Source organism: Steroidobacter cummioxidans, from assembly GCF_003104955.1.
The window spans coordinates 164369-188637 of record NZ_LSRW01000012.1; the positions used below are offsets into that span (position 1 = coordinate 164369).

A 24269-nucleotide genomic window follows, 5' to 3' on the forward strand; every position below is an offset into this window, starting at 1 on the left:
TACATAACCTCAAGTGCCAGGCGCGCACTTTAGGCCGCGGCTATGTAGCTAACCGTGCAGAAGTCGACGCTTCACGCCTAAGGCTTTCGCTGAGATTGGGGCCCGTGAAGCGTCAATGTCGCAACATGGCGGCACAGCTCTTCGAGCAGTGTTCGCATGCGTCGACACATTCCTCCATGCCGTCCAACTTGCGACAGCTCTCGGCGCATTCCGCGCACACCCGCGAGCAGGCCCGGCACAGCTCCTCATGAAGCGTAAAGTTCGCAATCATGGCGTCGGCGGTCAACCGACACAGCTGCGAGCAGATGGTCATCAAGCGGAAATGCGTGGGCTCGACATGTGGGCCGCCTTGCTCCAGGCAATGGTTCATTGCCATGCTGAAACAAACGCGATAGCACCGCTCGCAATCCTCGATGCATTGTTTGATGTCAGTGGCTGGGTGCTCGCCCGGGGTGACAGCGTGCGTACTCATGAGCTGCTCCTTCCACATGGACGTTGGGGCGCCAGCGGCGCCCCAACCATCATCCTCAGTGCTGAATGTTGGATTCCCTGCCCTTGTTGTCGCCTCCGCCTCGGGTTCCGGAGGTGCCGCTGCCGCTCGCACCGGCACCCTGCATCGAGGCTTGAGTACTGCCCATCTGGCCGCGCTGCTGATCCTGCAAGCGAATACTGTTCTGCACTTCTTTCACGCCGGAGATGCGCTCGGCCAGCGCCTCGGCCCAACGTTTGTCTTCGCGCGAGGTCGCGTAGCCGCTCAAGATCACTTCGCCATCCTTGACCATGACCTCGATGTTGGTCGCGTCCAGTCGCTCATCGTCCGTCAGGCAATCGCACACCTCTTCCTTGATGCGCTCGTCGGAACGTTTGTAACCGCGTGGGCCGCGACCACGGTGGCCGCCTTCTTCCTGACCCCATTGCCGCCCCTGAGAACCTTGCGAGCCGTACAGGTCCATGCCCTCGCCGCGGCTGCCGTACTCATCGCCACCGGCGCCGCTCTCGCTGCCTCGGTAATCACCATACGAGCGGCCGCCGCTGGAGCGTCCCGATCCGAAGTTGCGCATCGACTGGCCAATGCGCTGTCTCCAACTACCCTGACCGGGCTGGCCATATTGGCCCTGGTCTTCATTGAAGCTCTGACCCTGATACCCGCCGCGCCCCTGGAAACCGCCTTGTCCGAAGTGGCTGCGCTCATAGCCGCGATAGTTGTAATCGCCCTGGCTGCCCTGGCCGTATTGCGTGCCACCTTCGCCCCACCGGCCCTGACCGCCTTGATAACTGCCGCCGCTGCCGCCGTAGCCGCGATAGCTGCCGGTGCCGCTGCTGCTGAAGCCGCCGTAGTTGGCGTCGCGATCGTATTGGCCGTGCACGTCGCGATTGCGCCATTGCTCTTCCTCGCGACCTTGCCAACCGCCCGTTTCATTGCCGTAGTGGCCATGGCCGCCGCCTGAATACTCACGACCGCGTCCGTAACCCATCTCACTGAAACGACCGCTCTGACCGAAGCGCGCGCCCTGTCCAGATTCTCGCTGACCGTATTCCTGGTCATAGTCGCCCTGCCCGTAGCCGCGGTTGTAACGCGAGCCTCCTTCACGCTCACTACGCCCGCCCCCGTAACCGCCGCGCCCGCGGCCACCCGACTCGCTGCCGTAGTAATCCCGCTCCATCGAATCGCGAGCCAGCCGCGAGTCATCGTCGTCGCTCTGCATATACTGACTGTCCTGGTCTCGATCGCGACCGCGCATTCGCCCACGCTCATCGCGATCCCGGTTCCAGTCACTTCGGTAATTGCTGTAAGCCATTTGCATCTCCTCAAGCTCGGGAATTGATCACTGGCGTGCGGAATCAATTCTTCGAGACATCGGGAGTTCCGAGCGGCGCGCGCACGCAAAAACGCGCGCGTAAATCAGTCACGCGCGCGAGTCTTTACTGACAGAGATTGAGCGCTGGCCGACGCACCAGCGCTAGCTCGAGGCTTTAGTCGAAGGGATGCTTCAACACGATGGTCTCGAGCCGGTCGGGACCGGTCGAGATAATGGAGATGGGCGCGCCGACCAGCACTTCGAGACGACGCAGATACGCCTGCGCGTTCTTCGGCAGTTCCTCGAACGTCTTCACGCCCGCCGTGCTTTCTTTCCAACCCGGGTGCTCTTCGTAAATCGGCGCACAGATCGACAGCGCTTCAGCACCGACCGGCAACAGATCGCGACGCTCGCCCTTCACCTTGTAACCGACCGCCACGCGAACCGTGTCGAGGCCGTCGAGCACGTCGAGCTTGGTGATGCACAAGCCGGAGATGCCGTTGATCTCCACCGCACGGCGCAAGCTCGCAGCGTCGAACCAGCCGCAGCGGCGCGGGCGACCTGTGACCGAACCGTATTCGTTGCCCTTCACTCGCAAGTGCTCGCCGACTTCATCGTCGATCTCGGTCGGGAATGGGCCGCTGCCGACGCGGGTCGCATACGCCTTGGCGACACCGAGTACGTAGTGCAACTGTTGCGGGCCGACGCCTACACCGGCGCACGCCTGACCAGCGATACAGTTGCTCGACGTCACGAACGGATACGTGCCGTGATCGATATCGAGCAATGCCGCCTGAGCACCTTCGAACAGCAGGCGCTTGCCGCCACGGATCAGCGCGTTCACTTCGCCGGACACGTCCGCGACCATCGGCTGCAGCCGCTCGCCCAGCGCCAGCGCTTCATCGAGCGTCTGCTGGAAGTCGATGACTGGCGCCTTGAAGTAATTGCGCAACACGAAGTTGTGATAATCGAGCACCTCGCCGAGCTTGGCGGCGAAGCGCTCGCGCGCGAACAGGTCCTGCACGCGAATCGCGCGACGAGCAACCTTGTCCTCATACGCCGGACCGATGCCACGACCGGTGGTGCCGATCTTGGCCGCGCCGGCCGCCTCTTCACGCGCCTTATCCAGCGCGATGTGATGCGGCAGGATCAACGGACAAGCTTCGGAGATGCGCAGCTTCTTCGGCACATCGATGCCGGCGGTCTGCAGCTCTGCGATTTCATCCAGCAACGCCTTGGGCGAGAGCACCACACCGTTGCCGATGAAGCAGGTGACGTTGTCGTGCAGGATGCCGGAGGGGATCAGCCGCAGAATGGTCTTGCGGCCGTTGATCACCAGCGTATGGCCGGCGTTGTGACCGCCCTGGAATCGCACCACGCCCGCGACGCGATTGGTCAACAGGTCGACGATCTTGCCCTTGCCTTCATCGCCCCACTGGGCACCGATGACGACAACATTGCGATGGCTACTCATTACGGACTCGGGGTCTAAAGGAAGAATTCTAGGAGCGCACGAAGAACAGCAGCACCAGGCCGGCACTCATGCTTGCAAGACCGAACAACCGCAGCTGTCGGTCCTGCAGACTGGACAGCGCCTGTAACAGGCGCTTCACCGATTGCGGGCTGAGAAACGGCATTACGCCCTCCAGCACCAGATAGAGCGCCAGCGCCGCGAACAGGTCCGACCAGTTCACGGCATCAGCGCTTGTTGGCTCGATTCAGGTACTTGAAGAAGTCGCTGTCCGGAGAAATCACCAGCACGTCGTTGTCGGTGCCGATGGCCAACCGATACGCCTGCAGGCTGCGATGGAACGAATAGAACTCGGCGTTGCGATTGTAGGCGCGCGCATAAATGTCCGCCGACTTCGCATCGCCCTCGCCCTTGATGATTTCCGACTCGCGATAGGCTTCGGCAAGAATCTCGGTGCGCTGACGATCCGCTTCGGAGCGCAGCTTCTCGGCGTTCTCCTCACCCTCGGCGCGCAGCCGCTTGGCCTGGCGGTCGAAGTCCTGGCGCATGCGGCTGAACACCGATTCGCTCACTTCCTCGGGCAGATCGATCTTCTTCACGCGTACGTCCACCAGCTGCAGACCGAGCCCCTTGGTGCTCTCTTCGGCCAGCTTGAGGATTTCGCCGGTGAACTCGGCGCGCTCGGCCGCCACCACCTGCTGAATGGTGCGGCGGGCGATCACGCCCTTGATGCCGTCCTTCACGATACTGCCGAGACGGCCCGCAGCAATTTCCCGGTCGCCGCCCGAAGTCGCCTGGTAGTAGGTGGAAACGTCGGAGATGCGCCACTTGATGTAGAAGTCGATGCGCAGGATCTTGCCTTCGCTGGTCAGGAACTGCTCCGACGGATAGTTCTTGGTCTCGATGCGACGCTCGAACTTGCGGATGTTGTTGACCATCGGGACCATGAAATGCAGACCCGGCGTGTAATCGGAGCGCACGATCTCACCGAACCGGAACTTGATCGCCAGCTCGGTCTCGCGCACGGTGAAGGCGGACATGCCCAGCACGAAGGCCACCACTGCCGCCAGGATGAGAATCAGAAATCCACGGCCGGCCATTAGCGGGTTCCTCGCGTACGACGATCGCCAGAGACGCTGGTCGCGTCACTGCCATCGGGACTCTCGACAGTCATGCTGGGTTCGCTGGTGGACACGCGGGGCACGCGACGGCTCTGTTCGAGCAGCTTGTCGATGGGGAGATAGATCAGGTTGCCGCTGCCGTTCTGAGTGGCGAGCACCACCTTCTTGCTGGACGCAAGCACGTTCTCGATCGTTTCCAGATACAAGCGTTCGCGCGTGACCGCCGGCGCTCGCTCGTACTCGGACAGCAATGCGGTGAAGCGATTGGCTTCACCCTCGGCCTTGGAGACTTTCTGAGCGCGATAGGCTTGCGCTTCCTGCACCTGGCGAACCGCGGCACCGCGGGCGCGAGGGATCAGGTCATTTGAATAAGCTTGCGCGGCCAGCGACAGACGATCGCGGTCTTCGCGCGCTTTGATCGCATCCTGCTGGGCCGGCGCCACTTCGTTCGGCACCTTCACGTCCTGCAGGTTGACCGCGGTGACTTCCAGACCGACTTTGTAGGCATCCAGCGTGCGCTGGATCAGCTCTTTGGTCCGGGCCACGATTTCCTGACGGCCGCTCTCGAGCACGCCATCCAGCTTGCTGCGACCGATGACTTCGCGGATCGCACTCTCGCTGACTTCCCGCAGCGTCTGCTCCGGCTGGTTGACGTTGAACGCATAGTCCAGCGGGTTGGCCCGACGGAACTGCACTTCCATGTTGATATCGACCATGTTCTCGTCCGAGGTCAGCATGCGCGTCTGCTCGGCGAAGCTCTCGATGGTCTGGATGTTCACGATCTGCTTGGTCTCGATCGGCCACGGCAGATGCCAGCGCAGGCCAGGCATGGTGGTCGCGACGTGCTTACCGAAGCGCAGAATGACCCCGCGCTCGGCGGCGTCGACCGTGTACAGGCCGCTGAAGGCCCAGATGGCCGCCAGCACGACAATTATCGTGCCGATGCCAAAGCCACGGCCCGGCCCCGCCCCACCTACGGAGCGATTGCCGCCGCCTGTGCCGCCAAACAGGCCGGCCAGTCGCCGCTGCAGGTTGCGCAAGACCTCGTCCAGATCGGGCGGACCCTGATCGGGCTTGTTTCCGCCGCCCCAGGGGTTGCGCTTGCCTCCGGAGTTACCGCCGGGTTCGTTCCACGCCATGGTTTTGGATGACTTTGTGTCTGAGAGCTAAAGGGTTTGGGAGGTTCGACATCGACCGGCGAGTTCGGCTCGCCGCACCCGAAACGGGCGATTTTAGGAATGGCCCCCGGAGGTTACAAGCTTTTAACCATCCGCCAGAGCTTCCGGCAACCCTTCGGATCGGCAAAGGTGCTCGAACGCCCGCCGGGGCATGGACACTTCGAGGTCCACCGCACCACTGGGCAAGGCCTGTTCGGCAAGCACTGCGCCGGCCGCGAAGAACCGGGCCCGCGCCCGTCCCTCCTCGGGTTGCAGAACGATATGACGATGGACCAGCTCCGGTCCCAAAAATTCGCCGATGGCATCGACCAGCAACTGGGTGCCCTCGCCGGTCTGCGCCGATAGCCAGACGCGACGGGTCGCCCCATTCTCGCCCCGCTCCACATGCGCGGTCTCGCCAATCAGGTCGGCCTTGTTGAAGACCTCGATCTGCGGCAGGTCGCCTGCACCAACTTCGCTCAACACCTGGTTGACCTGGGCAATGCGCTCGCTGCGATTCGGATCGGCCGCGTCGATGACATGCAGCAGGAGCGTCGACTCACGCGCTTCCTGCAATGTCGAACGGAACGCCGCCACCAGTTCATGGGGCAGATCGCGCACGAAACCAACCGTGTCCGCCAGCAATGTGAAGCGAGCATCCGGCAATTCCAGGCGACGCACTGTCGGATCGAGCGTGGCGAACAATTGATCGGCTGCGTAGGCGCCTGCGCCCGTCAGTCTATTAAATAGAGTGGACTTGCCGGCGTTGGTGTAACCCACCAATGCAACGGTCGGTATTTCCGCTCGCTTGCGTTCGCGCCGCGTGGTCGCACGCTGCGTCAGCACTTTGTCCAGCCGCGCATTCAAGGTGCGAATCCGGGCCGCCAGCAATCGACGGTCGGTTTCCAGCTGAGTTTCGCCGGGACCGCGCAGACCGATACCGCCCTTTTGACGCTCCAGGTGGGTCCAGCCTCGCACCAGCCGGGTGGCGATGTGCTTGAGCTGCGCCAGCTCGACCTGCAGTTGACCTTCGAAGCTGCGGGCACGTTGCGCGAAGATGTCGAGGATCAGTCCGGTGCGATCCAGCACCCGACATTGCAACAACCCTTCGAGATTGCGTTCCTGGCTGGGCGACAAGGCGTGATCGAATACCGCCAGATCCGCGCCGAGCTCTCGCACCCGGGCCCGAATCTCTTCGGCTTTGCCGCTGCCGATGTACAGGCGGGGATCCGGCACCTTGCGAGTGCCGGTGATGACTGCCAGGACTTCGGCGCCGGCCGAACGTGCCAGCGCCTCGAACTCACTCAGCTCATCTTTACCGGGAGGACCTCCCAGCCCGATACGGACCAGGAGCGCACGTTCGCCGCTGCGAGGACGTTCAAACAACAACGAACTCCCACATCGACAAGCTCAATTTCACTCGCTCGCTGCTGGAGACTCCGCGCCTTCTTCTTCGCTCGTCGGCAGACGGATGGCCCGTGCCGGAACGACTGTGGAAATCGCGTGCTTGTAGACCATCTGGCTGACACTGTTCTTCAGCAAGACGACGAACTGATCGAACGAGTCGATCTGACCTTGTAGTTTGATACCGTTCACCAGGTAAATGGAGACCGGGACGCGCTCCTTGCGCAATGTGTTCAGGAACGGATCCTGTAATGATTGCCCTCTGGCCATCATTTATCTCCTTGTTATGCCTTCGAATTCTTTGGTTGAGCTTTGCCGACTATGCCGCTTCCCTGCAGCTGCACGACAGCCGACGGGCACCATCCGGTAACCGCTGCGATGCCGCAGTTTACCACAGCGATGTTCCCGTCGAAGCTGCCTTTGATTCAATACGCAGCTGCATCAGTGTCACGAGTGAACCGCTGTGCCCGCCCACAACGAAACTATCATCACACCATGCCTCGAACGAATGTAGCGACCGCATTCTCTATCGGGCCGGCCGCGGTGGAATCAAGGGCATCACACCATTGCACTTCATTTTCGGCCCGTAACCAGATCAGTTGTCGTCGCGCCAGCTGTCGGGTTGCGAAAACCGCGCGCTGCACCGAAGCAGTTAAAGACTCATTACCACACAAATGTTCCCATAGTTGCCGATAGCCGACGGACCGTATCGCGGGCAACTCGGCGTGCAGATCGCCTCGCTGTTGCAGCCTTCTTACCTCGTCCAGCAAGCCTGCCTGCAGCATGCGTTCGAAACGCAGCTCGATCGCCTGGTACAGCCGCTCACGATCGCTGGGCGCCCAGACGAAAGCAGCAAACTTCAACGAGGGATCGGCCGGTCGGGTTTGTGCGTGCAGCTCGCTTAGCGTTTTGCCGGTCAGCCGGTGTACTTCGAGTGCCCGCTGTATTCGTTGTCCATCGTTTGGTTGGATTCGCTGCGCGGTCAACGGATCGAGCAATGCAAGCTGCGCATGTAACGCCGGCCAACCCGAGCGTGCAGCGGCGGCGTCAATTTCCTGTCGCACCTTGGCGTCGGCTTGCGGCATCTCCGCCAGGCCGCGACGCAGAGCGCGGAAATACAACATCGTGCCGCCGACCAGCACGGGCAGCTTGCCTCGCCTGCGGATGTCTCCAATTGCCTGCACCGCATCGCGTACGAACTGTCCCGCCGAGTACGGTTGCGACGGATCGAGAATATCGACCAGGTGATGCGGAAAACGTTCCAGTTCCTCGCGCGAGGGTTTCCCCGTACCGATGTCCATGCCGCGATAGACCAGCGCCGAATCCACGCTGACGATCTCGATGGGATAGTTGGCGGCGAGCCGCAGCGCCAGATCGGTCTTGCCCGCGCCGGTCGGGCCCATGATGAGCGGAATCGGCACCGCTTGCGTGAGCTCGCTCATCGTCCTCGAAGAAACATACGATCCAGATCGCCCAGGCTCACATACGTCCAGGTGGGACGACCGTGATTGCATTGATCGCTGCGCACGGTGCGCTCCATCTCTCTGAGCAATGCATTCATTTCGGGCACGGCGAGATTGCGATGCGCGCGCACGGCGCCATGGCAAGCGATGGTGCCCAGTACTTCATTGATGGCCTCTTCGATGCCGCGCGTCGAGCCGTCGGCGGACAGGTCGGCGCTGATCCGTCGCAACAACTCATCCAGATCTTTCTGCGCCAGGAACGCCGGCACGGCGCGAATCTGTACGCCGGTTGGCCCGGAGCGCATGACATCGAGACCAAGGCGATTCAACGCCGGCGCATGCTCTTCCAGAACATCCGCCTCCGACGCCGCCACTGACACAGACAGCGGCACCAGCAGCGGCTGACTCGCCACGCCGCCGTTATCGAGCGCCGCTTTCATGCGCTCGTAGGTCGTGCGCTCGTGAGCCGCATGCATGTCGACCAGGATCAAGCCATCGGGCGCTTGGGAAAGAATGTAAATGCCATGTAGCTGCGCGAGCGCGAAACCGAGCGGCGGCGTTTCGGGCTGTGACTCGACAGCCGGCATTTCCATCTCGCCCGCCGCCGCGGCCGCTGGCACTGCACTGGTTCTTTCGAACGCAGGCGGCGACGGATACGCAGCGGATGGCTGACGAAAATATGCCGGCGGCGGCGACTCGGACACGCGCAAGCCCAGCGACGCTTGATTCGGCCCACGCATCGGCCACATCGACACCGGCTCGGCGGTCGGCATGAGCGAGTTCGCATCGGTGGGCGGCGGCGCCGCACTGGCCGCGCCCGCATAGGTTTCCCGCAGCACTCGCTCGACTGTCTTGAACAGGAAGTTATGAATATGACGACCATCGCGGAAGCGAACTTCCAGCTTGGCCGGATGTGCGTTGACGTCGACTTGCCGCGGATCGATCTCCATGAACAGCACGAACGCCGGATGCCGGCCATGGAACATCACATCGCGATAGCCCAGTCGAATGGCGCTGCTGATCAACCGATCGCGCAGCATGCGGCCGTTCAAATAGAAATGTTGCAGGTCGGGCTGCGCGCGCGCGTATGTCGGCTGACACAGCCAGCCCCAGAGCTTGCACCCGGACGACTCATGCTCGACGTACATCGCGTTCGCCATGAACTCGTCACCGACGATCTGCGCTACGCGGCGCTCGCGCTCGATTTGTGACCTGGCCGCCGGGAAATCGCCCAACGAACGCCGCGCCGCCGACAATGAAAACGCAGTCTCGAACTTCGATAGCGCGAGTCGCTCGATCATGCGCGAGATGTGCTGCGTTTCGGTGCGCTCGGCGCGCAGGAATTTGCGACGTGCGGGCACATTGAAGAACAAGTCGCGCACTTCGACGGTGGTGCCGATCGAATGCGGCGCCGGTTCCAGGTCGGTCAGCACGCCGTTATCGGAACTGACGCTGTACCCGACCGAGTGATTGGCACTGCGTGAAGTGATTTTGGTGCGCGACACCGACGCAATACTGGGCAGCGCCTCGCCACGAAAGCCCAGCGTGCCGACCCGCTCGAGGTCATCGATGCTGGCAATCTTGCTGGTCGCATGACGCGATAGCGCGAGCGCCAGTTCTTCGCGCTCGATGCCGCAACCGTCATCTCGAACCCGGCACAGCTTGGCGCCACCCTCTTCGATCTCGATATCGACACGCTTGGCGCCAGCGTCGAGGCTGTTCTCGATCAATTCCTTGAGCACCGAGGCAGGCCGTTCGATCACCTCGCCGGCAGCGATCTGGTGGATGAGTTGCTCGGGCAGAACGCGGATCGGCATCAGAGGTGGGCAGCACTAGGGGAAGGCGCGGCATTATCGCGCGAAAGCTGCCTGCTTCACTAACCGGGGATTGCGGACGTGGTCCGCCGGCCTTGAACAGTAGCCTTAGTTCGCTGTGCGGCCAGCACTTTCGCCGTCAGACGTGCTCGCAATCACGGTCGTGCCCGACTGCTTCGCGCGCAAGTCCGACACCAGCGTGCCCGGCGGAGGATTGGCGTAGAAGTACGCCCGCACGCCTTGATGGATCGCCTCGGCAAGCCGCTGCTGATGCTTGGGGTCGAGCAGCCGCGCCTCCTCGGTCGGATTGGAGATGAAGGCGGTCTCGACCAGCATCGATGGAATATCCGGCGACTTCAGCACCAGGAAGCCGGCGTGTTTGACGCCCCGATTGGTGATGTTGCCGATCTTGTACAGCTCCTGCATGACCAGCTCCGCCGCGTCCACGCTGGCGCTCATGGCGGCGCCCTGCGACAGATCGAGCAGCACCGATGCCAGCACGCTGTCCTTGTCGTCGAGCTTCACGCCGCCGATGAGGTCGGCCGCGTTTTCGCGATCCGCCAGCCACCGAGCCGACTCGTCGCTCGCGCCGCGGGCGGACAGCACGTACACCGACGAGCCAGCCACCGACCGGTTCGTATATGAGTCCGCATGCACGGACACGAACATGTCCGCACGCTGACGGCGGGCACGGGCAATGCGCTCGCGATGCTCGACGAACATGTCGTTGTCGCGGGTCAGAATCGCACGCATGCCGGGCTCGCGATCGATACGGTCCTTCAGCCGCTTCGCGATTGCCAGCGTCACATGCTTCTCATAGGTTCCGCGCGTGCCGATCGAGCCCGGATCGACGCCACCGTGCCCGGCATCGATCGCAATGACGATCTCGCGACCATGCGCATCGGCCAGGGCTTTCACGACCGACGGCTGCGACGGAGCCGCTGCAACCGTGCCCTTCGAGGGCGTGAGATCGAGCACCAGTCGATGACCATAGGACTGCTGGGGACCGACCGAGAAAGACTTGGGCTGTGCCGGCCCGGTGAGATCGACGACGACGCGCAGATCGCCGTTGGGCTGAGCCGCCGCGCGCAATTGCTTTATGAAACCTTGTCCTTGAGGCAGCACCCGCGCGCTCTCGATGGTTGCCGCCGGGATGTCGACGACGACGCGATCGGGCTTATCCAGCGTCAGTACGTTGTGCTCGACCGGTCCGGTCAGATCGAATACCAGCCGAGTGCCGTCGGCACCGGCCCACAGCCTGACATCTTTGACGACGACGGGCTTGGCGGCGTACGCGCCAAAGGCGGCCGCGAGCAGGCCCAGGCAGCCCGCCAGCAGAGAAAAAAACGCACTTCGCCGCGACCCTCGCATATGGCGGGTAATCTACCGCGCCGAAAGTCAAGTTTTCAACGAAATTATGCAGATAGCTGACGCAATTCCGGTATTGCTGCAACGATGTGTCGCACGACGTTAGCGCCGTTAAGGGAATGGGGGGTTAGCCTGACCTGCCGGCCCTCGGTTCCCAGCGCCGGATAGGCGATATCGACCTGCAGGTCGGCGGCGGGAATCGCCCCCGCGGCCCGCGACGGCCATTCGATGAGCAGCAGGGCCGCGCCGGTCAGCAGGTCGCGAATTCCGAGGGGTTCGACTTCACCGGGATCGGTCAGCCGATACAGGTCGAGATGGTAGATCGCCCGGCTCGCGGTCTCGTAAGGCTCGATCAACGTATAGGTCGGGCTGCGGACCGGCCCGGTCACGCCATACGAACGCAGGATGCCGCCGACCAGGGTGGTCTTGCCCGCGCCCAGCTCGCCTTCGAGCGCAATGATGAAAGTGCTCTCGGTCGCGTCGACCGCTGCCGCGATCGCCCGACCCAAGACCTGCATCTGCTCCGCCGAGCCGACGCTCAGAGTCTCTGTGTCGGGTTCACGCACGTAGGCAAGTATCCAAATAGATCGGTAGCCAGAAGACCGCGCTCGCCGCGACGCGCAGCCATATCGCCCGCCATCGCGTGCACCAGCACGCCCGCCCGAGCCGCACCCGGCAGATCAGCGGTCTGCGCAGCGATGCCAGTGATGACGCCGGTAAGCACATCGCCCATGCCAGGCGATGCCATGCCGGGATTGCCCTGGTCGCAGATGTACGGCAGCGAATCGCCCGTGACGACCAGCGTGCCGGCGCCTTTCAACACCACCGTGCCAGCGAACTTCTTGGCAATCTCGCGCGCGGACTGCAGACGATTGCTCTGTACATCAGCAGTAGTGATGCCGAGCAGCCGCCCGGCTTCACCCGGATGCGGCGTGAGAATCCATTGCGAATTGGCGCGAGGCGCATGCGCCAGCAGATTGAGCGCATCGGCATCGATCACCGTCGGCTTGTCACTTTGCAAAGTGACGTCGAGCAAGGCTCGGCTCCAGTCGCTCTGCCCCAGGCCCGGGCCGATCGCGAGCACATCGGCGCGCTCTATCATCGACTTGAGATCGCTCGCATCTGCAACGCCGTGACACATCAGCTCCGGACGACTGGCGGTAATCGACGCAACGTTGTCCGGCCAACAGGCGACTGTCACCAGTCCTGCGCCAGCTCGCAACGCTGCCTCACCGGCCATGCGCGCGGCACCTGCCATTCCGATGCCACCGCCGATGACCAGCACGCTTCCTTGTTGTCCCTTATGAGCGGTGCGACGCCGTCGCGGCAGCAATTGCGCGACGAAATCCTCATGAATTCTCAGCGCAGACGGCGGCACGGAATCGATCGTGCCCGCCGGCAGATCCAGATCGTCGAACAGCACGATGCCGGTGTAGTTCGGCCCCTCACCCAGATAGAACCCCAGCTTCAGCCCGATGAATGACAGCGTCCGCTCGGCCGCAATCGCCGCGCCCCACACGGCGCCGGTGTCCGCATCCAGTCCGCTGGGAATATCGAGCGAGAGAATGGGCACGCCGCAATCGTTGATCGCGTGGATGCGCTCGATCATGATGGCATCGAGCGTACGCGACAGGCCGGTCCCGAAGATGGCATCGACGATGACTTCAGCGTTCGCCAGACAGCCATCGGTCCAGGGCTGCACGACGCCGCCAGTCGCTACGAAATCATCGTGCGCGCGCTTGGCATCTCCGCGCAGCTGAGCGGTATCGCTCAGTGACACTACCGTGACATCGATGCGCATGGACTGCGCCAAGCGCGCGAGCACATAGCCATCGCCACCATTGTTGCCAGGCCCGCATACCACAGCGATCCGCTGTTTGGATGGCCAGCAGCTGCGCAGCGCGACAGCCGCCGCCTCGCCGGCCTGGGTCATCAACGTGTAGGACGGAATGTGCAAATCGTCGATCGCGTGGCGATCGAGGGCCCGCACTTGTGCGGCGGTATGCACGGCCAATGGCAGCGGCTTCATACGTCAAAGGTTAGCAAAATCGGCCCACAGTTCTGCTGGAATTCGTGTTCTGCCAGAATTGCACCATGTCCGTCGCCGTCCCGCATGACTACACCGAGCTCGCCAGCTCCATCCGACAGTGGAGTCGTGAGCTGGGCTTCCAGCAGGTCGGCATCGCGGGCATCGACGTGCCCGAAGATGAAGCACGCTTGATGCGCTGGCTGGAGCAAGGCCGTCATGGTGCCATGGACTATATGGAGCGCCACGGCCGTCGGCGCGCCCGGCCGCATGAGCTGGTGCCCGGCACGTTGCGAGTGATCTCGGCGCGTATGGATTATTTACCTACGCAAGCGCAGGACCCGGACCAGATCCTCCAGGATCCCGAGCTCGGTTACGTCTCGCGTTATGCACTGGGCCGCGACTATCACAAGGTACTGCGGCGCCGGCTGGCCCGGCTGGCGGAGAAGATCCAGGCGCACAGCGCATCGCAGTCGCATCGCGTATTCGTCGACAGTGGGCCGGTGCTCGAGAAGGCCTTCGCCCGCAACGCCGGGCTCGGCTGGATCGGCAAGCACACCAATCTGATCAATCGTCGCGCCGGCTCATATTTCTTCCTGGGCGAGATTCTCACCGACCTGCCGCTGCCGGTGGATACGCCAGAGACCGAACATTGCGGCACTTGCCGGGCTTGCATCGACGTCTGCCCGACGCAGGCCATCGTCGCGCCTTTCCAGCTGGATGCGACTCGCTGTATCTCGTATCTCACCATCGAACTGCGCGGCTCGATTCCCGAACAGTTCCGCAAGGCGCTGGGCAATCGCATCTACGGTTGCGACGACTGCCAGCTGGTCTGTCCCTGGAACAAGTTCGCGCGCTTCACCAGCGAAGTGGATTTCGTGCCCCGGCACGCGCTCGATGGCAGCAAACTGGTCGAACTGTTCGCCTGGACCGAGCAGCAGTTTCTGGATCGCACCGAGGGCAGCGCGATCCGACGCATCGGTTATGAGTGTTGGATAAGAAACATTGCCGTCGCGCTGGGCAATGCGCCGACCACCGAGGAAGTCATTCGCGCACTCGAAGCACGCCGCGAGGATCCGTCGGAGCTGGTGCGCGAGCATGTCGGCTGGGCGCTGGCCCAGCACGCTGCATAGTTATTTGCTCGGGCGTTTGGCGCGAACGTTATCGATCAATCGCGCGCGACCAATGCGAGCCGCCGTGACAATGACCAAATCGCTCGACTCGCCGTTCGGCATCTGCAACGAGTTCGCATCGCGAATCGCAAAGTAATCCGGCCGGAAGCCAGCCTTCTGCAGCGCCTCGCCCCCCGCCTGTTCCAGAGCGGCGTAATCCGTTGAGCCCGACTCGATGGCGACCCGCGCGCCCTCGAGTGCAGCGAAAATTTGTGGAGCCACCGCGCGCTGTTCCGGCAGCAAGTAACGATTGCGCGAGCTCATCGCGAGACCGTCCTTTTCGCGCGCCGTTGGCACACCGACGATTTCCATCGGCATGCACAGATCGATGACTGCGCGGCGAATGATCATCAGCTGCTGGAAATCCTTCTCGCCGAACAGCGCCACATCGGGCTGCACCAGGTTCAGCAATTTGGTCACGACCGTGGCCACGCCCATGAAATGTCCGGGGCGGAACGCGCCACACAGAATGTCTTCGAGCCCGGGCACATGCACGCGCGCCGTTGTTTCCTGGCCGCGCGGATAGATGTCGTGAACCTCGGGCGCAAACAGCACTTCGACGTTCAACGAGCGCAACAGCTGATGATCTTCGTCGGGAGTACGCGGATAGGTCGCGAAGTCTTCATTCGGCCCGAACTGCAGCGGATTGACGAAGATGCTGACGATCACGTGCTCGGCCAGCTCGGATGCCCGACTGACCAGCGTGCCGTGACCCGCATGCAAATTGCCCATCGTGGGCACGAAAGCAATGCGCTCGCCCTTGCGACGCCACTGCGCGACGCGCTCACGCAACTCGTGAGGACGCGCCACTACTTCTAACGTTTTAGCCATCACTTAAAAACAATGCTCGGGGCCCGGATATTCCTTCGCCTTCACGGCCTGGGTATAGGCCTTGACCGCTTCCAGCGCGCTGTCGCGCCCGGCGAGGAAATTTTTCGAGAACTTGGGTTTGCGGCCCGAGGTGATATCGAGCACGTCATAGAGAACCAGAATCTGGCCGTCGGTGTCGGGACCTGCGCCGATGCCGATGACCGGCACGTGCAACTGTTCGGTGATGTGCTTGCCCAGCGCCGCCGGAATACATTCGAGCAGCACGATGTCCGCACCCGCAGCCTCCAGGGCTTGCGCATCGCGCAGCATACGTTCGGCCGCTTCTTCCTGCCGACCCTGCACGCGGAAGCCGCCCACCTTGTGGACCGACTGGGGCTTCAGGCCCAGGTGCGCGCAGACCGCGATGTCGTGACTGGCGAGAAATTCGACGATCTCCACCTGACCCGCGCCGCCTTCGAGCTTCACCATCTTGGCGCCGCCGTCTTGCATCAGGCGCACGGCGTTATCGAGCGCCTGCTCCTTGGACGCGTACGTCATGAACGGCATATCCGCAATGAGGAACGGGCGGTACAGCCCTTTGGCCACGGCACGGCAGTGGTAAATGATATCGGCGAGGGTCACGGGCACGGTCGTGTCATGGCCCTGAATGACCATGCCGAGCGAGTCGCCGACCAGCACCACGTCGACACCGGCGTCGTCCACCAAAGTGGCGAAACTGGCGTCATAAGCGGTGATCGCGGCGATTTTCTCGCCTTCCGACTTCATCTTGACGAGGGTGCCGACATTGACCGGCGGACGCGGCGCGTAACGCTCTTGAAGGTGCTTGTACATGGCGGTGAGCTACGGCGGGGCGGGGAAGAATGCCCAGGGAGGCCCTGACAGTCAAACTACAGGAGAATGACAGCCTTATCAGGGCTCAAACGGCACTCTTCAAGGGATTGTAGTAGTGGCGCCCGCGGCGGGTGCGGACGACCTGATCCAGCAGCTGCCCATAGTCATGATCGTTGTTGACGAAATCCGCCTGCGCGGCGTTCACGATCAACAGCGGCGAGGCGTCATAACTATGGAAGAACCGGGCATAGGTTTCCTGGAGCCGCTCCAGGTAGTTCTTCTCGATGTTCTGCTCGTACTTGATGCCGCGCCGCTCGATACGCTCGCGCAGAATATCGACCGGCGCCTGCAGATAAATCACCAGGTCGGGCAACGGTGCATCGACCGCGAGGCGCGCGTAGACCTGCTCGTATAGCGAGAACTCCTCCTCATCCAACGTCAGCTGCGCAAACAGCTTGTCCTTGTCCAGCAGGTAGTCGGCGACCCGCACGGTGTCGAACAGGTCGTGCTGGCGGATATCTTCGAGCTGGCGGGTGCGCTGGAACAGAAAGAACAGCTGCGTCTGCAACGCCGCCGAGCGGGGATTCTTATAAAAGCGCTCCAGGAACGGATTCTCGTCGGCCTGCTCGAGGATCAGCTCGCTACCGAAGCTGCGCGCGAGCCGCCGGGCGAGACTGGTCTTGCCGACGCCGATCGGTCCTTCGACCACGATCAGGCGGTGCGGCGCTGGAATGAGAGACTTCTCGGTCATGTCCACCGCTGAGTTGTTCAAGGGACGCCGGGAGCGCCGGTGAGCGGCACCAATCCAGCACCTCCGACACGTGCCGCGAGCTGCTTCACGCGGCCATGGCCGGGAACGAGCAGCTCGGGGGCGAGATCGCACAAAGGATACAGGACGAAGTTGCGCTCAGGCAGACCACTGTGCGGCACCGTCAGATCGGTTTCCGAAATCTGCGTATCGGCGTACACGAGCAAATCGAGATCGATCACGCGCGGCCCCCAGCGCACGATGGGCTGCGCGCGCCCCAGCTCGCGCTCCAATCTTTTCAACTCCACGAGCAGGTCGCGTGGCGCAAGCGTCGTGAGCAAGCCCGCCGCAGCATTGATGAATTCAGGTTGATCCTGCGGCCCCAGCGGCTGAGTTTTGTAAAGGCCGGAGCGCGCGATGAGCCGAACGTTCGCCAACTGCGACAGCGCCGTGAATGCACGCTCGATCTGAACCAACGGTTGATCGAGATTACTGCCGAGCGCTACATACGCGGGGAACCACAATGCAGGCGCTGTGGAACCGACGGCGCTCAAGCAGCTGGCGGCCGAGGACGACGACGCCGACGGCGGCGACGCCGCGGCTCGCCTGCCGGCGACTGACCATCGCCGCCCTGCTCAACCATCGCGGTACGATCTTCGACGGTCTTGGTTTGAATGTCCGTCCACCACTGCGCCACCTCTTGTTCCACTTCGCCGGCAGCTGCGCGCAACAAAAGGAAGTCATAGGCCGCGCGGAATCGCGGGTGATCGAGCAAGCGCAACGCCCGACGACCTTCACGGTGCGCAAAACGAGGTTGCAGGCCGACGATCTCGCGCAATGGCAACGTGAACCGCTTCGGCACGGCGACGCGCGACTGCTGACGCGCGGTGACCTGATCACAAGCAGCGAGCAGCGCCTGAATCTCCGCGCCCTGCTCCGGCTGCAACTTCTCGAACGCCTTCAGAATCGCTGGCCACATCAATACCGCGAACAGGAACGTCGGCGTTACTGACTTATCGGCACGCACGCGTTCGTCGGTGCCTTCCAGTCCGAGCCGCAACACCCGCGCGCCCACGCTGTTCGGGTCGGCGTTCATCGATGTCGCGAGATCCGGGAACAGATGTTCGAGCAGGCCCAGATCCCACAGCAACTCGAACGAACGAATCGCGTATCCGGCGAGGAACATCTTGTTCACTTCATCGAACAGCCGCGCCGGCGGCACGCCATCGAGCATCCAGGCGAGCTTCGGAATCGGATTGGCGGTATCGATATGAATGCCGAAGTCGAGCTTGGCCGCGAAACGAACCGCGCGCAGCATGCGCACCGGGTCCTCGCGATAGCGTGTCTCGGGGTCGCCGATCAGACGCAGCACGCGCGCCTGCGCGTCTTCATACCCACCGACGTAATCCCAAACCGAGAAGTCGCTGATGTTGTAGTAGAGCGCATTGGCGGTGAAATCACGGCGCCACACGTCCTCTTCGATCGTGCCGTACAGATTGTCGCGCAGGATGCGGCCGCGCTCATCGAGCACGCGATGCCCCGCCTCGTCGACGCTGTTGTCTTCGTCGATCGGCGTGTGCGCAGCACGGAACGTCGCGACTTCGATGATCTCGTAGCCGAAGCGCACGTGCGCGAGGTGAAAGCGCCGACCGATCAATCGGCAGTTGCGAAACAGCTGCTTGACTTGATCCGGATGGGCGTTGGTGGCGACGTCGAAATCCTTCGGATGCAGCCCAAGCAGCAGGTCGCGCACCGCGCCGCCCACGAGAAATGCCTGGTAGCCAGCCTCTTTCAGCCGGTACAGGACCTTCAACGCATTCGAAGAAATGTTGGCACGCGAGATCGGGTGCTCTTGGCGCGCCACCACGCGCGGGGCGCTCGCCTGATCCAGGATCTCGGCGGGAGAATTGTTATCGTTCAATAGCAGCGAACCATCCGTCGGAGTCAAAAACTTGAGCCGCGTGAAACGACCCGTATAATACCGCGTCTGCTCGGCACGTCGTGCCAGCCTTCTAATACGCTCCCATCGTCTAGAGGCCTAGGACGGGGCCCTCTCAAGGCCTAAACCGGGGTTCGAATCCCCGTGGGAGCGCCACCTCTGCGTCAGTTTTCCTGGCACGAGACCGCGGCGCCAGTCGGCGACAAGCGGTAGCAGCGCACAGAAACACGCTGCGACTGCCGGGTTTCGGACCGTTTCCGCAGGCTCCGTGTGCATAATGCGCGCACATTCTACGGAGTCGTCATGACGCCAGCGGATCGCCGCATCACGGAGCTGATCGATAAGTGGCTAACCAGCATCGACCTGCATTTGCAGTATGTCGAGCTGAGTGACGCCGCTTATGCGCGCGTTCAGCCCTGGCAGAAGCACGACCGCCCGACGCGCTGGGTGCTCGAAGTCGCCCGGCAGAAGGTGCTGGAGCTGAAGCAGCACTGCGAGACGCGCCAGGCCATGGGCGATAGCAAATTTTCCGAGTCGCTGGAGCTGATGGCGTTCCTGGCCAATCTGGTCGGCATTCAGCACATTCAGCGCTTCATTCCGCTCGCCGACCCGGCCAAGGCCGACGCCGCGGCGGGCACCAGTCAGACCGTGGAAGCGCCGACCGTGATTCGCGCGCCCACCCAACGAAACCGCGCGCCGGCCGAAGAGCCCACGCGCGAGATGCCGCAACTGAAAGCGGTCAAAGTCAAAGAGGAATTCCCTCTGCTCGACCCCGAGCCCACCAGCGAACTGAATGCGGTGGACCCTCCGGCCCCCGTCGCTGTCCCCGCACGATCGATTCCCTCAGCGCGCCCCGCGCCGAAGATCAATCCCGCCGCCATGCAGCCGGCCAAAGCCCCGGCGAAGCCCGCGCCTGCGCAGGAAGCCCCCAAGGCCGCTGCGCCATTGGATCTAAAAGGAAAAATCATCGCCGATGCCGTGCGCCTGCTGAAATGGGGCAAGCCGTGGCACGAGCTGGCGGAATTGATTGCCCGAATCGCCGAACGTCCTTCTGCGGCGGAGATCCGCAAGGTGCTGCGGGCCCATAAGGCAGAGATCGAGCGAGCCGTGCAGACCTAACCAAACCCCGTAAAATCGCGGGCAAAAAAGAGGCCGGATACTATGACAGTGATCCGGCCAACAGGGGGATTCGTTAGCGACCGCGCCATTGTCCCCGGCGCAGCCTACAGATTCGTTGCAACCCGAATGCGAGCCCTCTTCGGGCTGATCCGCGCGTCTCGCTGCAGATCATTTATCGCATTTATTTTGCGATGCCAAAGATACCCGAGATCGCATCGCAGCACAAGCTTTGCATTGCAAAAAAATTCAAAGCCGCTCACGAAATCAACTGCGGCCCGGCTCACTTGATCGCGAATTCGTGCCGCAGGGCGAATTGGACCGCAGCAACGCTACAAGTTCATTAAGACCTTCATTAAGAGATCGTCATGGCCGGTCGTCGGGGGCGACTTGAAAAAGCCCCGCGACCGGAAAAAAATCCCCGCCCTCGTTGCGTCGCCACGCCGTCTGCACCGGGCCGCCATAACACCAACCGAGGCGTCCCGCCGGTCGCTGCCGTAAGCCACACCGGAACCCGCGGGACGGAGCGCAGTCTGAAGGGACGATTTTTTTTAGCAGGCCGATAGTCGAGCATGGACCATCCGACCTCTCTGACGACCCACTGTGACCACTTAAACAGGGCCCTCGCATGATTGAGATCAGAAACCTGACCAAACGCTACGGCGCGCTGACCGCCGTCAACGACATCTCCTTCACGGTGACCCCGGGCCAGGTGCTCGGCTTCCTCGGACCGAACGGCGCCGGCAAGTCGACAACGATGAAAATGATCACCGGCTTCCTCACGCCGACCTCCGGCACGGTCTCGGTGTGCGGCCATGATGTGGAGAACGATCCGCTCGCCGCCAAGGCCTGCATGGGTTATCTGCCCGAAGGCGCGCCGAGCTACGGCGAGATGACGGTGCGCAGCTTTCTCGACTTCATCGCGGATGTCCGCGGCCTGAGCGGCGATCGGCGGCGTGCCCGCTTCGACGACGTGATCGCTCGCCTGCAGCTGGACAGCGTACTCGAGCAGATGATCGAAACCCTGTCGAAGGGCTTCAAGCGTCGCGTCGGCCTGGCGCAGGCGCTGCTGCACGACCCGCAGGTACTGATCCTCGACGAGCCCACCGACGGTCTGGATCCGAACCAAAAACACCAGGTGCGCACGCTGATCAACGACATGTCGAAAGACAAGATCATCGTGATCTCCACCCACATCCTCGAAGAGGTCGACGCGGTGTGTAACCGCGCCATCATCATCGCCGGCGGCAAATTGCTTGCCGACGCCACGCCGAAGGAACTGGCAGCCCGCGCGCCGACCGGTCGGCTCGATGACGTGTTCCGTCAGATCACGACCGGCCAGAAAGCAGCGTGAGGTCAGCAATGCATAACATCAAAAGCATCTTCCGCCGCGAGTTCAGCAGCTACTTCGCCACGCCACTCGCGCTCGTCTTCATCGTGTTCTTCCTGGTGCTGGCCGCGGCCTTCGCGTTCCAGTTCGGCAACTTCTACGAGCGCGGCCAGGCCGATCTCGCGCCGTTCTTCTCGTTTCATCCCTGGCTGTATCTGTTCCTGATTCCCGCGATCTCGATGCGACTGTGGGCCGAGGAGCGCAAATCCGGCAGCATCGAGCTGCTGATGACGCTGCCCGTCACGACCTGGCAAGCCGTCATTGGCAAGTTCCTCGCGGCCTGGGCATTCGCCGGCGTCGCGCTGGCGCTCACTTTCCCGATGTGGCTCACCGTGAACTATCTCGGCGATCCGGACAACGGCGCCATCCTCGCCGCGTATATCGGCAGCTGGTTGATGGCGGGCGGTTTCCTCGCGATCGGCGCGTGCCTGTCCGCAGCGACGCGCAATCAGGTGATCGCGTTCATCTTCACGGTCGTCATCTGCTTCGGCTTCCTGTTCTCGGGCTTCCCGATCGTGCTCGACATGGTGTCCGGCTGGGCACCGCGGGTGCTGGTGGACGCACTCGCCTCGCTGTCGTTCTACACACACTTCCAGGCGATCTCCAAAGGCGTGATCGACCTGCGCGACCTGTTGTACTTCGGGACCGTGATCGGCGTCTGGCTCGCCGCCAACTCGATCGTGCTCGACATGAAGAAGGCCGACTGACATGACTACCAAAACACGCAAGACCTATGGCGCGACCGCGCTCGTGGCGCTCGCCCTGTTGTTCATCGGCGCCACCATCCTCATCACGTTCGTCTTTCGCGGCGCGCGCCTCGACCTGACCGAGAGCAAGCTCTACTCGCTCGCGCCCGGCACTGAGAAGATCGTCAGCACGCTCGACGAGCCGATCAATCTTTATTTCTTCTTCTCGCAGGATGCGAGCGCCCAGCAACCGCAATTGCGCGCCTATGCACAGCGCGTTCGCGAGCTGCTCGAAGAAATGTCGCAGCACTCCAAGGGCAAGCTGCGACTTTCCGTGATCGATCCGCAGCCGTTCTCCGAGGACGAGGATCGCGCCACCGAGTTCGGCCTGTCGCCGGTCTCCGCGACGCCAGGCGGTGAGCCGATGTACTTCGGCCTCGCCGGTACCAACTCGACCGACGGTCGCGAGATCATCGGCCTGTTCCAGCCGGACAAGGAAGAGTTCCTGGAGTACGACGTCGCCAGCCTCATCTATCGGCTGAGCAACGCCAAGCGCTCCGTCGTTGGCTTGATCTCGAGCCTGCCGGTGGAGCCGCGCTTCGATCAGATGAGCGGTCAGATGTCGCCGGGCTGGGCCAGCATCCAGCAGCTGCGCGAATCGCTCGACGTGCGCACGTTGCAGGCCGACGGCAACGACATTCCCGCCGACATCGGCGTGCTGATGATCGTGCATCCGAAAGACCTGAGCCCGCAGATGCAGTACGCGATCGATCAGTTCGTCATGCGCGGCGGCAAGCTCATCACCTTCATGGATCCGCAGTCGGAGAACGACAACGCCGGCGCACAGATGGGCATGCCGCCGATGGCTGGCCGCTCCTCGACGCTCGGTCCACTGCTCGATACGTGGGGCGTGAAGTTCGATACCAACGAGATCGTCGGCGATCGCGAGCTGGGTCTGACCGTGTCGCTGCAACAGGGCAAGGCGCCCTCACAGCACATCGCCATCCTCGGCTTGAATCGCGCCAGCATGAATCCGAAGGACGTGACGGTCTCGACGCTCGATACGATCAACGTGATGACCGCCGGTGCACTGTCGAAGAAGGAAGACGCCACCATCGACTTCGAGCCGCTGCTACAGTCGAGCACCAACGCCGCACTGTTGCCGGCTGCGAAACTGATGTTCCTGCCCGACAGCGATTCGCTGCTCGATGGCTTCAAGCCGACCGGCGAGCGCTACACGATCGCGGCTCGCATTCACGGCAAGCTGAAGTCCGCCTTCCCGAATGGCAAGCCGCGCGCCGAAGGTGCCGCGGGTCCGCATCTCACTGAAACGAAGGACGATGCCAACGTCATCCTGGTCGCCGACACCGACCTGCTCGCGGACCCGCTGTGGGTTCGTACGCAGAACGTATTCGGTCAGCGCTTCGCCGTCGCCTGGGCGAACAACGGCGACTTCCTCGCGAACTCCGTCGACAACCTCGCCGGCAGCGCCGACCTGATCAGCGTGCGCGGTCGCCAGAGTTTCTTCCGCCCCTTCACCAAGGTCGACGAGCTGCGTCGCCAGGCCGGCGATCAGCTGCGCGCCAAGGAGAAGGAGCTGGATCAAGAGCTGAAGGAGACCGAGCAAAAGCTGTCGGCTCTGGAAGCCGGCCGCGGTGGCGCTCAGGCTGCGATGTCGCTGTCGGCCGAACAGGAGGCCGAGCTCGAGCGCTTCCAGCACGAGCGCGTGCGCATTCGCAAGGAGCTGCGCGACACGCGCCGCAGCCTCGATGTCGAAATCGAAGCGCTCGGCACGCGGCTGAAGGTCATCAACATCGCGTTGGTGCCGGCACTGCTCGCGCTCGGCGCGATCTTCCTCGAAATCGTGCGTCGTCGCCGGCTCCGCGCCGGCCGCGCCGCGGCCCACACGGGTTGAGAGTGACAGAGGTTAGCT

22 protein-coding genes, 1 tRNA gene and 1 pseudogene are annotated in these 24269 nt (G+C 62.7%); 6 read left to right on the top strand and 18 right to left on the bottom strand.

Going from position 1 to position 24269, the window contains the following annotated elements:
* Positions 1 to 112: 112 nt before the first annotated feature.
* The 13 genes from D0550_RS08005 to D0550_RS08065 form a co-directional block, all read right to left on the bottom strand.
* Entirely contained in the window at positions 113 to 472 is a 360-nt protein-coding gene (locus D0550_RS08005) for a four-helix bundle copper-binding protein (RefSeq protein WP_116808728.1), read from the bottom strand.
* 55 nt (positions 473 to 527) lie between these two features.
* Positions 528 to 1799, bottom strand: coding sequence for a BON domain-containing protein (locus D0550_RS08010; RefSeq protein ID WP_161965702.1), 1272 nt, complete (start codon positions 1797 to 1799; stop codon positions 528 to 530).
* Between the two features lie 175 nt (positions 1800 to 1974).
* On the bottom strand, positions 1975 to 3273 hold the full coding sequence (locus D0550_RS08015) for an adenylosuccinate synthase (RefSeq protein WP_116808591.1): 1299 nt from the start codon (positions 3271 to 3273) through the stop codon (positions 1975 to 1977).
* A 28-nt stretch (positions 3274 to 3301) separates the two neighbouring features.
* Positions 3302 to 3493, bottom strand: coding sequence for a DUF2065 domain-containing protein (locus D0550_RS08020; RefSeq protein ID WP_116808592.1), 192 nt, complete (start codon positions 3491 to 3493; stop codon positions 3302 to 3304).
* A gap of 4 nt (positions 3494 to 3497) precedes the next feature.
* Positions 3498 to 4370 (bottom strand): protease modulator HflC, encoded by an 873-nt coding sequence (gene hflC, locus D0550_RS08025; protein WP_116808593.1) that lies wholly within the window; start codon positions 4368 to 4370, stop codon positions 3498 to 3500.
* Positions 4370 to 5530: an FtsH protease activity modulator HflK gene (hflK, locus tag D0550_RS08030; protein ID WP_116808594.1), complete on the bottom strand. Its 1161-nt coding sequence runs from the start codon at positions 5528 to 5530 to the stop codon at positions 4370 to 4372. Before hflK ends, hflC begins: the two co-directional genes overlap by 1 nt.
* 123 nt (positions 5531 to 5653) lie before the next feature.
* Positions 5654 to 6934 (bottom strand): ribosome rescue GTPase HflX, encoded by a 1281-nt coding sequence (hflX, locus tag D0550_RS08035; protein ID WP_116808729.1) that lies wholly within the window; start codon positions 6932 to 6934, stop codon positions 5654 to 5656.
* A gap of 30 nt (positions 6935 to 6964) precedes the next feature.
* Positions 6965 to 7222: an RNA chaperone Hfq gene (gene hfq / locus D0550_RS08040; protein WP_116808730.1), complete on the bottom strand. Its 258-nt coding sequence runs from the start codon at positions 7220 to 7222 to the stop codon at positions 6965 to 6967.
* Between the two features lie 218 nt (positions 7223 to 7440).
* On the bottom strand, positions 7441 to 8394 hold the full coding sequence (gene miaA / locus D0550_RS08045) for a tRNA (adenosine(37)-N6)-dimethylallyltransferase MiaA (RefSeq protein ID WP_116808595.1): 954 nt from the start codon (positions 8392 to 8394) through the stop codon (positions 7441 to 7443).
* Complete coding sequence (gene mutL, locus D0550_RS08050; protein ID WP_116808596.1) at positions 8391 to 10232, bottom strand: DNA mismatch repair endonuclease MutL; 1842 nt, start codon at positions 10230 to 10232, stop codon at positions 8391 to 8393. The genes miaA and mutL overlap by 4 nt, the downstream gene beginning before the upstream one ends.
* Positions 10233 to 10337: 105 nt before the next feature.
* On the bottom strand, positions 10338 to 11600 hold the full coding sequence (locus D0550_RS08055; RefSeq protein ID WP_116808597.1) for an N-acetylmuramoyl-L-alanine amidase: 1263 nt from the start codon (positions 11598 to 11600) through the stop codon (positions 10338 to 10340).
* A gap of 44 nt (positions 11601 to 11644) precedes the next feature.
* Positions 11645 to 12115 (bottom strand): tRNA (adenosine(37)-N6)-threonylcarbamoyltransferase complex ATPase subunit type 1 TsaE, encoded by a 471-nt coding sequence (tsaE, locus tag D0550_RS08060; RefSeq protein ID WP_116808731.1) that lies wholly within the window; start codon positions 12113 to 12115, stop codon positions 11645 to 11647.
* Positions 12116 to 12135: 20 nt separating this feature from the next.
* Positions 12136 to 13626, bottom strand: a complete 1491-nt coding sequence (locus tag D0550_RS08065) for an NAD(P)H-hydrate dehydratase (protein ID WP_116808598.1) — start codon at positions 13624 to 13626, stop codon at positions 12136 to 12138.
* A 65-nt stretch (positions 13627 to 13691) separates the two neighbouring features.
* Here D0550_RS08065 and queG point away from each other — a divergent pair, with 65 nt between their 5' ends.
* Entirely contained in the window at positions 13692 to 14756 is a 1065-nt protein-coding gene (queG, locus tag D0550_RS08070; RefSeq protein ID WP_116808599.1) for a tRNA epoxyqueuosine(34) reductase QueG, read from the top strand.
* On the opposite strand, the gene panC is transcribed toward queG, so the two are convergent.
* The 5 genes from panC to pcnB all read right to left on the bottom strand — a co-directional run bounded on the left by panC (position 14757) and on the right by pcnB (position 19126).
* A complete protein-coding gene (gene panC / locus D0550_RS08075; RefSeq protein ID WP_116808600.1) occupies positions 14757 to 15626 on the bottom strand; it encodes a pantoate--beta-alanine ligase in 870 nt (289 codons plus the stop codon). It lies immediately after the preceding gene.
* A 3-nt stretch (positions 15627 to 15629) separates the two neighbouring features.
* Entirely contained in the window at positions 15630 to 16457 is an 828-nt protein-coding gene (panB, locus tag D0550_RS08080; protein ID WP_116808601.1) for a 3-methyl-2-oxobutanoate hydroxymethyltransferase, read from the bottom strand.
* Positions 16458 to 16542: 85 nt separating this feature from the next.
* Positions 16543 to 17208, bottom strand: a complete 666-nt coding sequence (locus D0550_RS08085; RefSeq protein ID WP_116808732.1) for a deoxynucleoside kinase — start codon at positions 17206 to 17208, stop codon at positions 16543 to 16545.
* Between the two features lie 17 nt (positions 17209 to 17225).
* The gene (gene folK / locus D0550_RS08090; protein ID WP_116808602.1) at positions 17226 to 17729 is read right to left on the bottom strand and encodes a 2-amino-4-hydroxy-6-hydroxymethyldihydropteridine diphosphokinase; all 504 of its coding nucleotides are present in this window, start codon (positions 17727 to 17729) and stop codon (positions 17226 to 17228) included.
* 26 nt (positions 17730 to 17755) lie between these two features.
* Positions 17756 to 19126: a polynucleotide adenylyltransferase PcnB gene (pcnB, locus tag D0550_RS08095; RefSeq protein ID WP_116808733.1), complete on the bottom strand. Its 1371-nt coding sequence runs from the start codon at positions 19124 to 19126 to the stop codon at positions 17756 to 17758.
* A gap of 98 nt (positions 19127 to 19224) precedes the next feature.
* On the opposite strand from pcnB, the gene D0550_RS08100 reads away from it, so the two are divergent.
* From D0550_RS08100 to D0550_RS08120, 5 genes and pseudogenes are all read left to right on the top strand, one after another.
* Positions 19225 to 19300: transfer RNA gene (locus D0550_RS08100), tRNA-Glu, on the top strand.
* 147 nt (positions 19301 to 19447) lie between these two features.
* Complete coding sequence (locus D0550_RS08105; protein WP_153067089.1) at positions 19448 to 20263, top strand: hypothetical protein; 816 nt, start codon at positions 19448 to 19450, stop codon at positions 20261 to 20263.
* 625 nt (positions 20264 to 20888) lie between these two features.
* Positions 20889 to 21554: pseudogene (locus D0550_RS08110) on the top strand (ABC transporter ATP-binding protein); the annotation flags it as partial.
* A gap of 68 nt (positions 21555 to 21622) precedes the next feature.
* Positions 21623 to 22357, top strand: coding sequence for an ABC transporter permease subunit (locus D0550_RS08115; protein WP_116808605.1), 735 nt, complete (start codon positions 21623 to 21625; stop codon positions 22355 to 22357).
* Position 22358: 1 nt separating this feature from the next.
* Complete coding sequence (locus D0550_RS08120; protein ID WP_116808606.1) at positions 22359 to 24251, top strand: GldG family protein; 1893 nt, start codon at positions 22359 to 22361, stop codon at positions 24249 to 24251.
* The last annotated feature ends 18 nt before the right edge of the window (positions 24252 to 24269 follow it).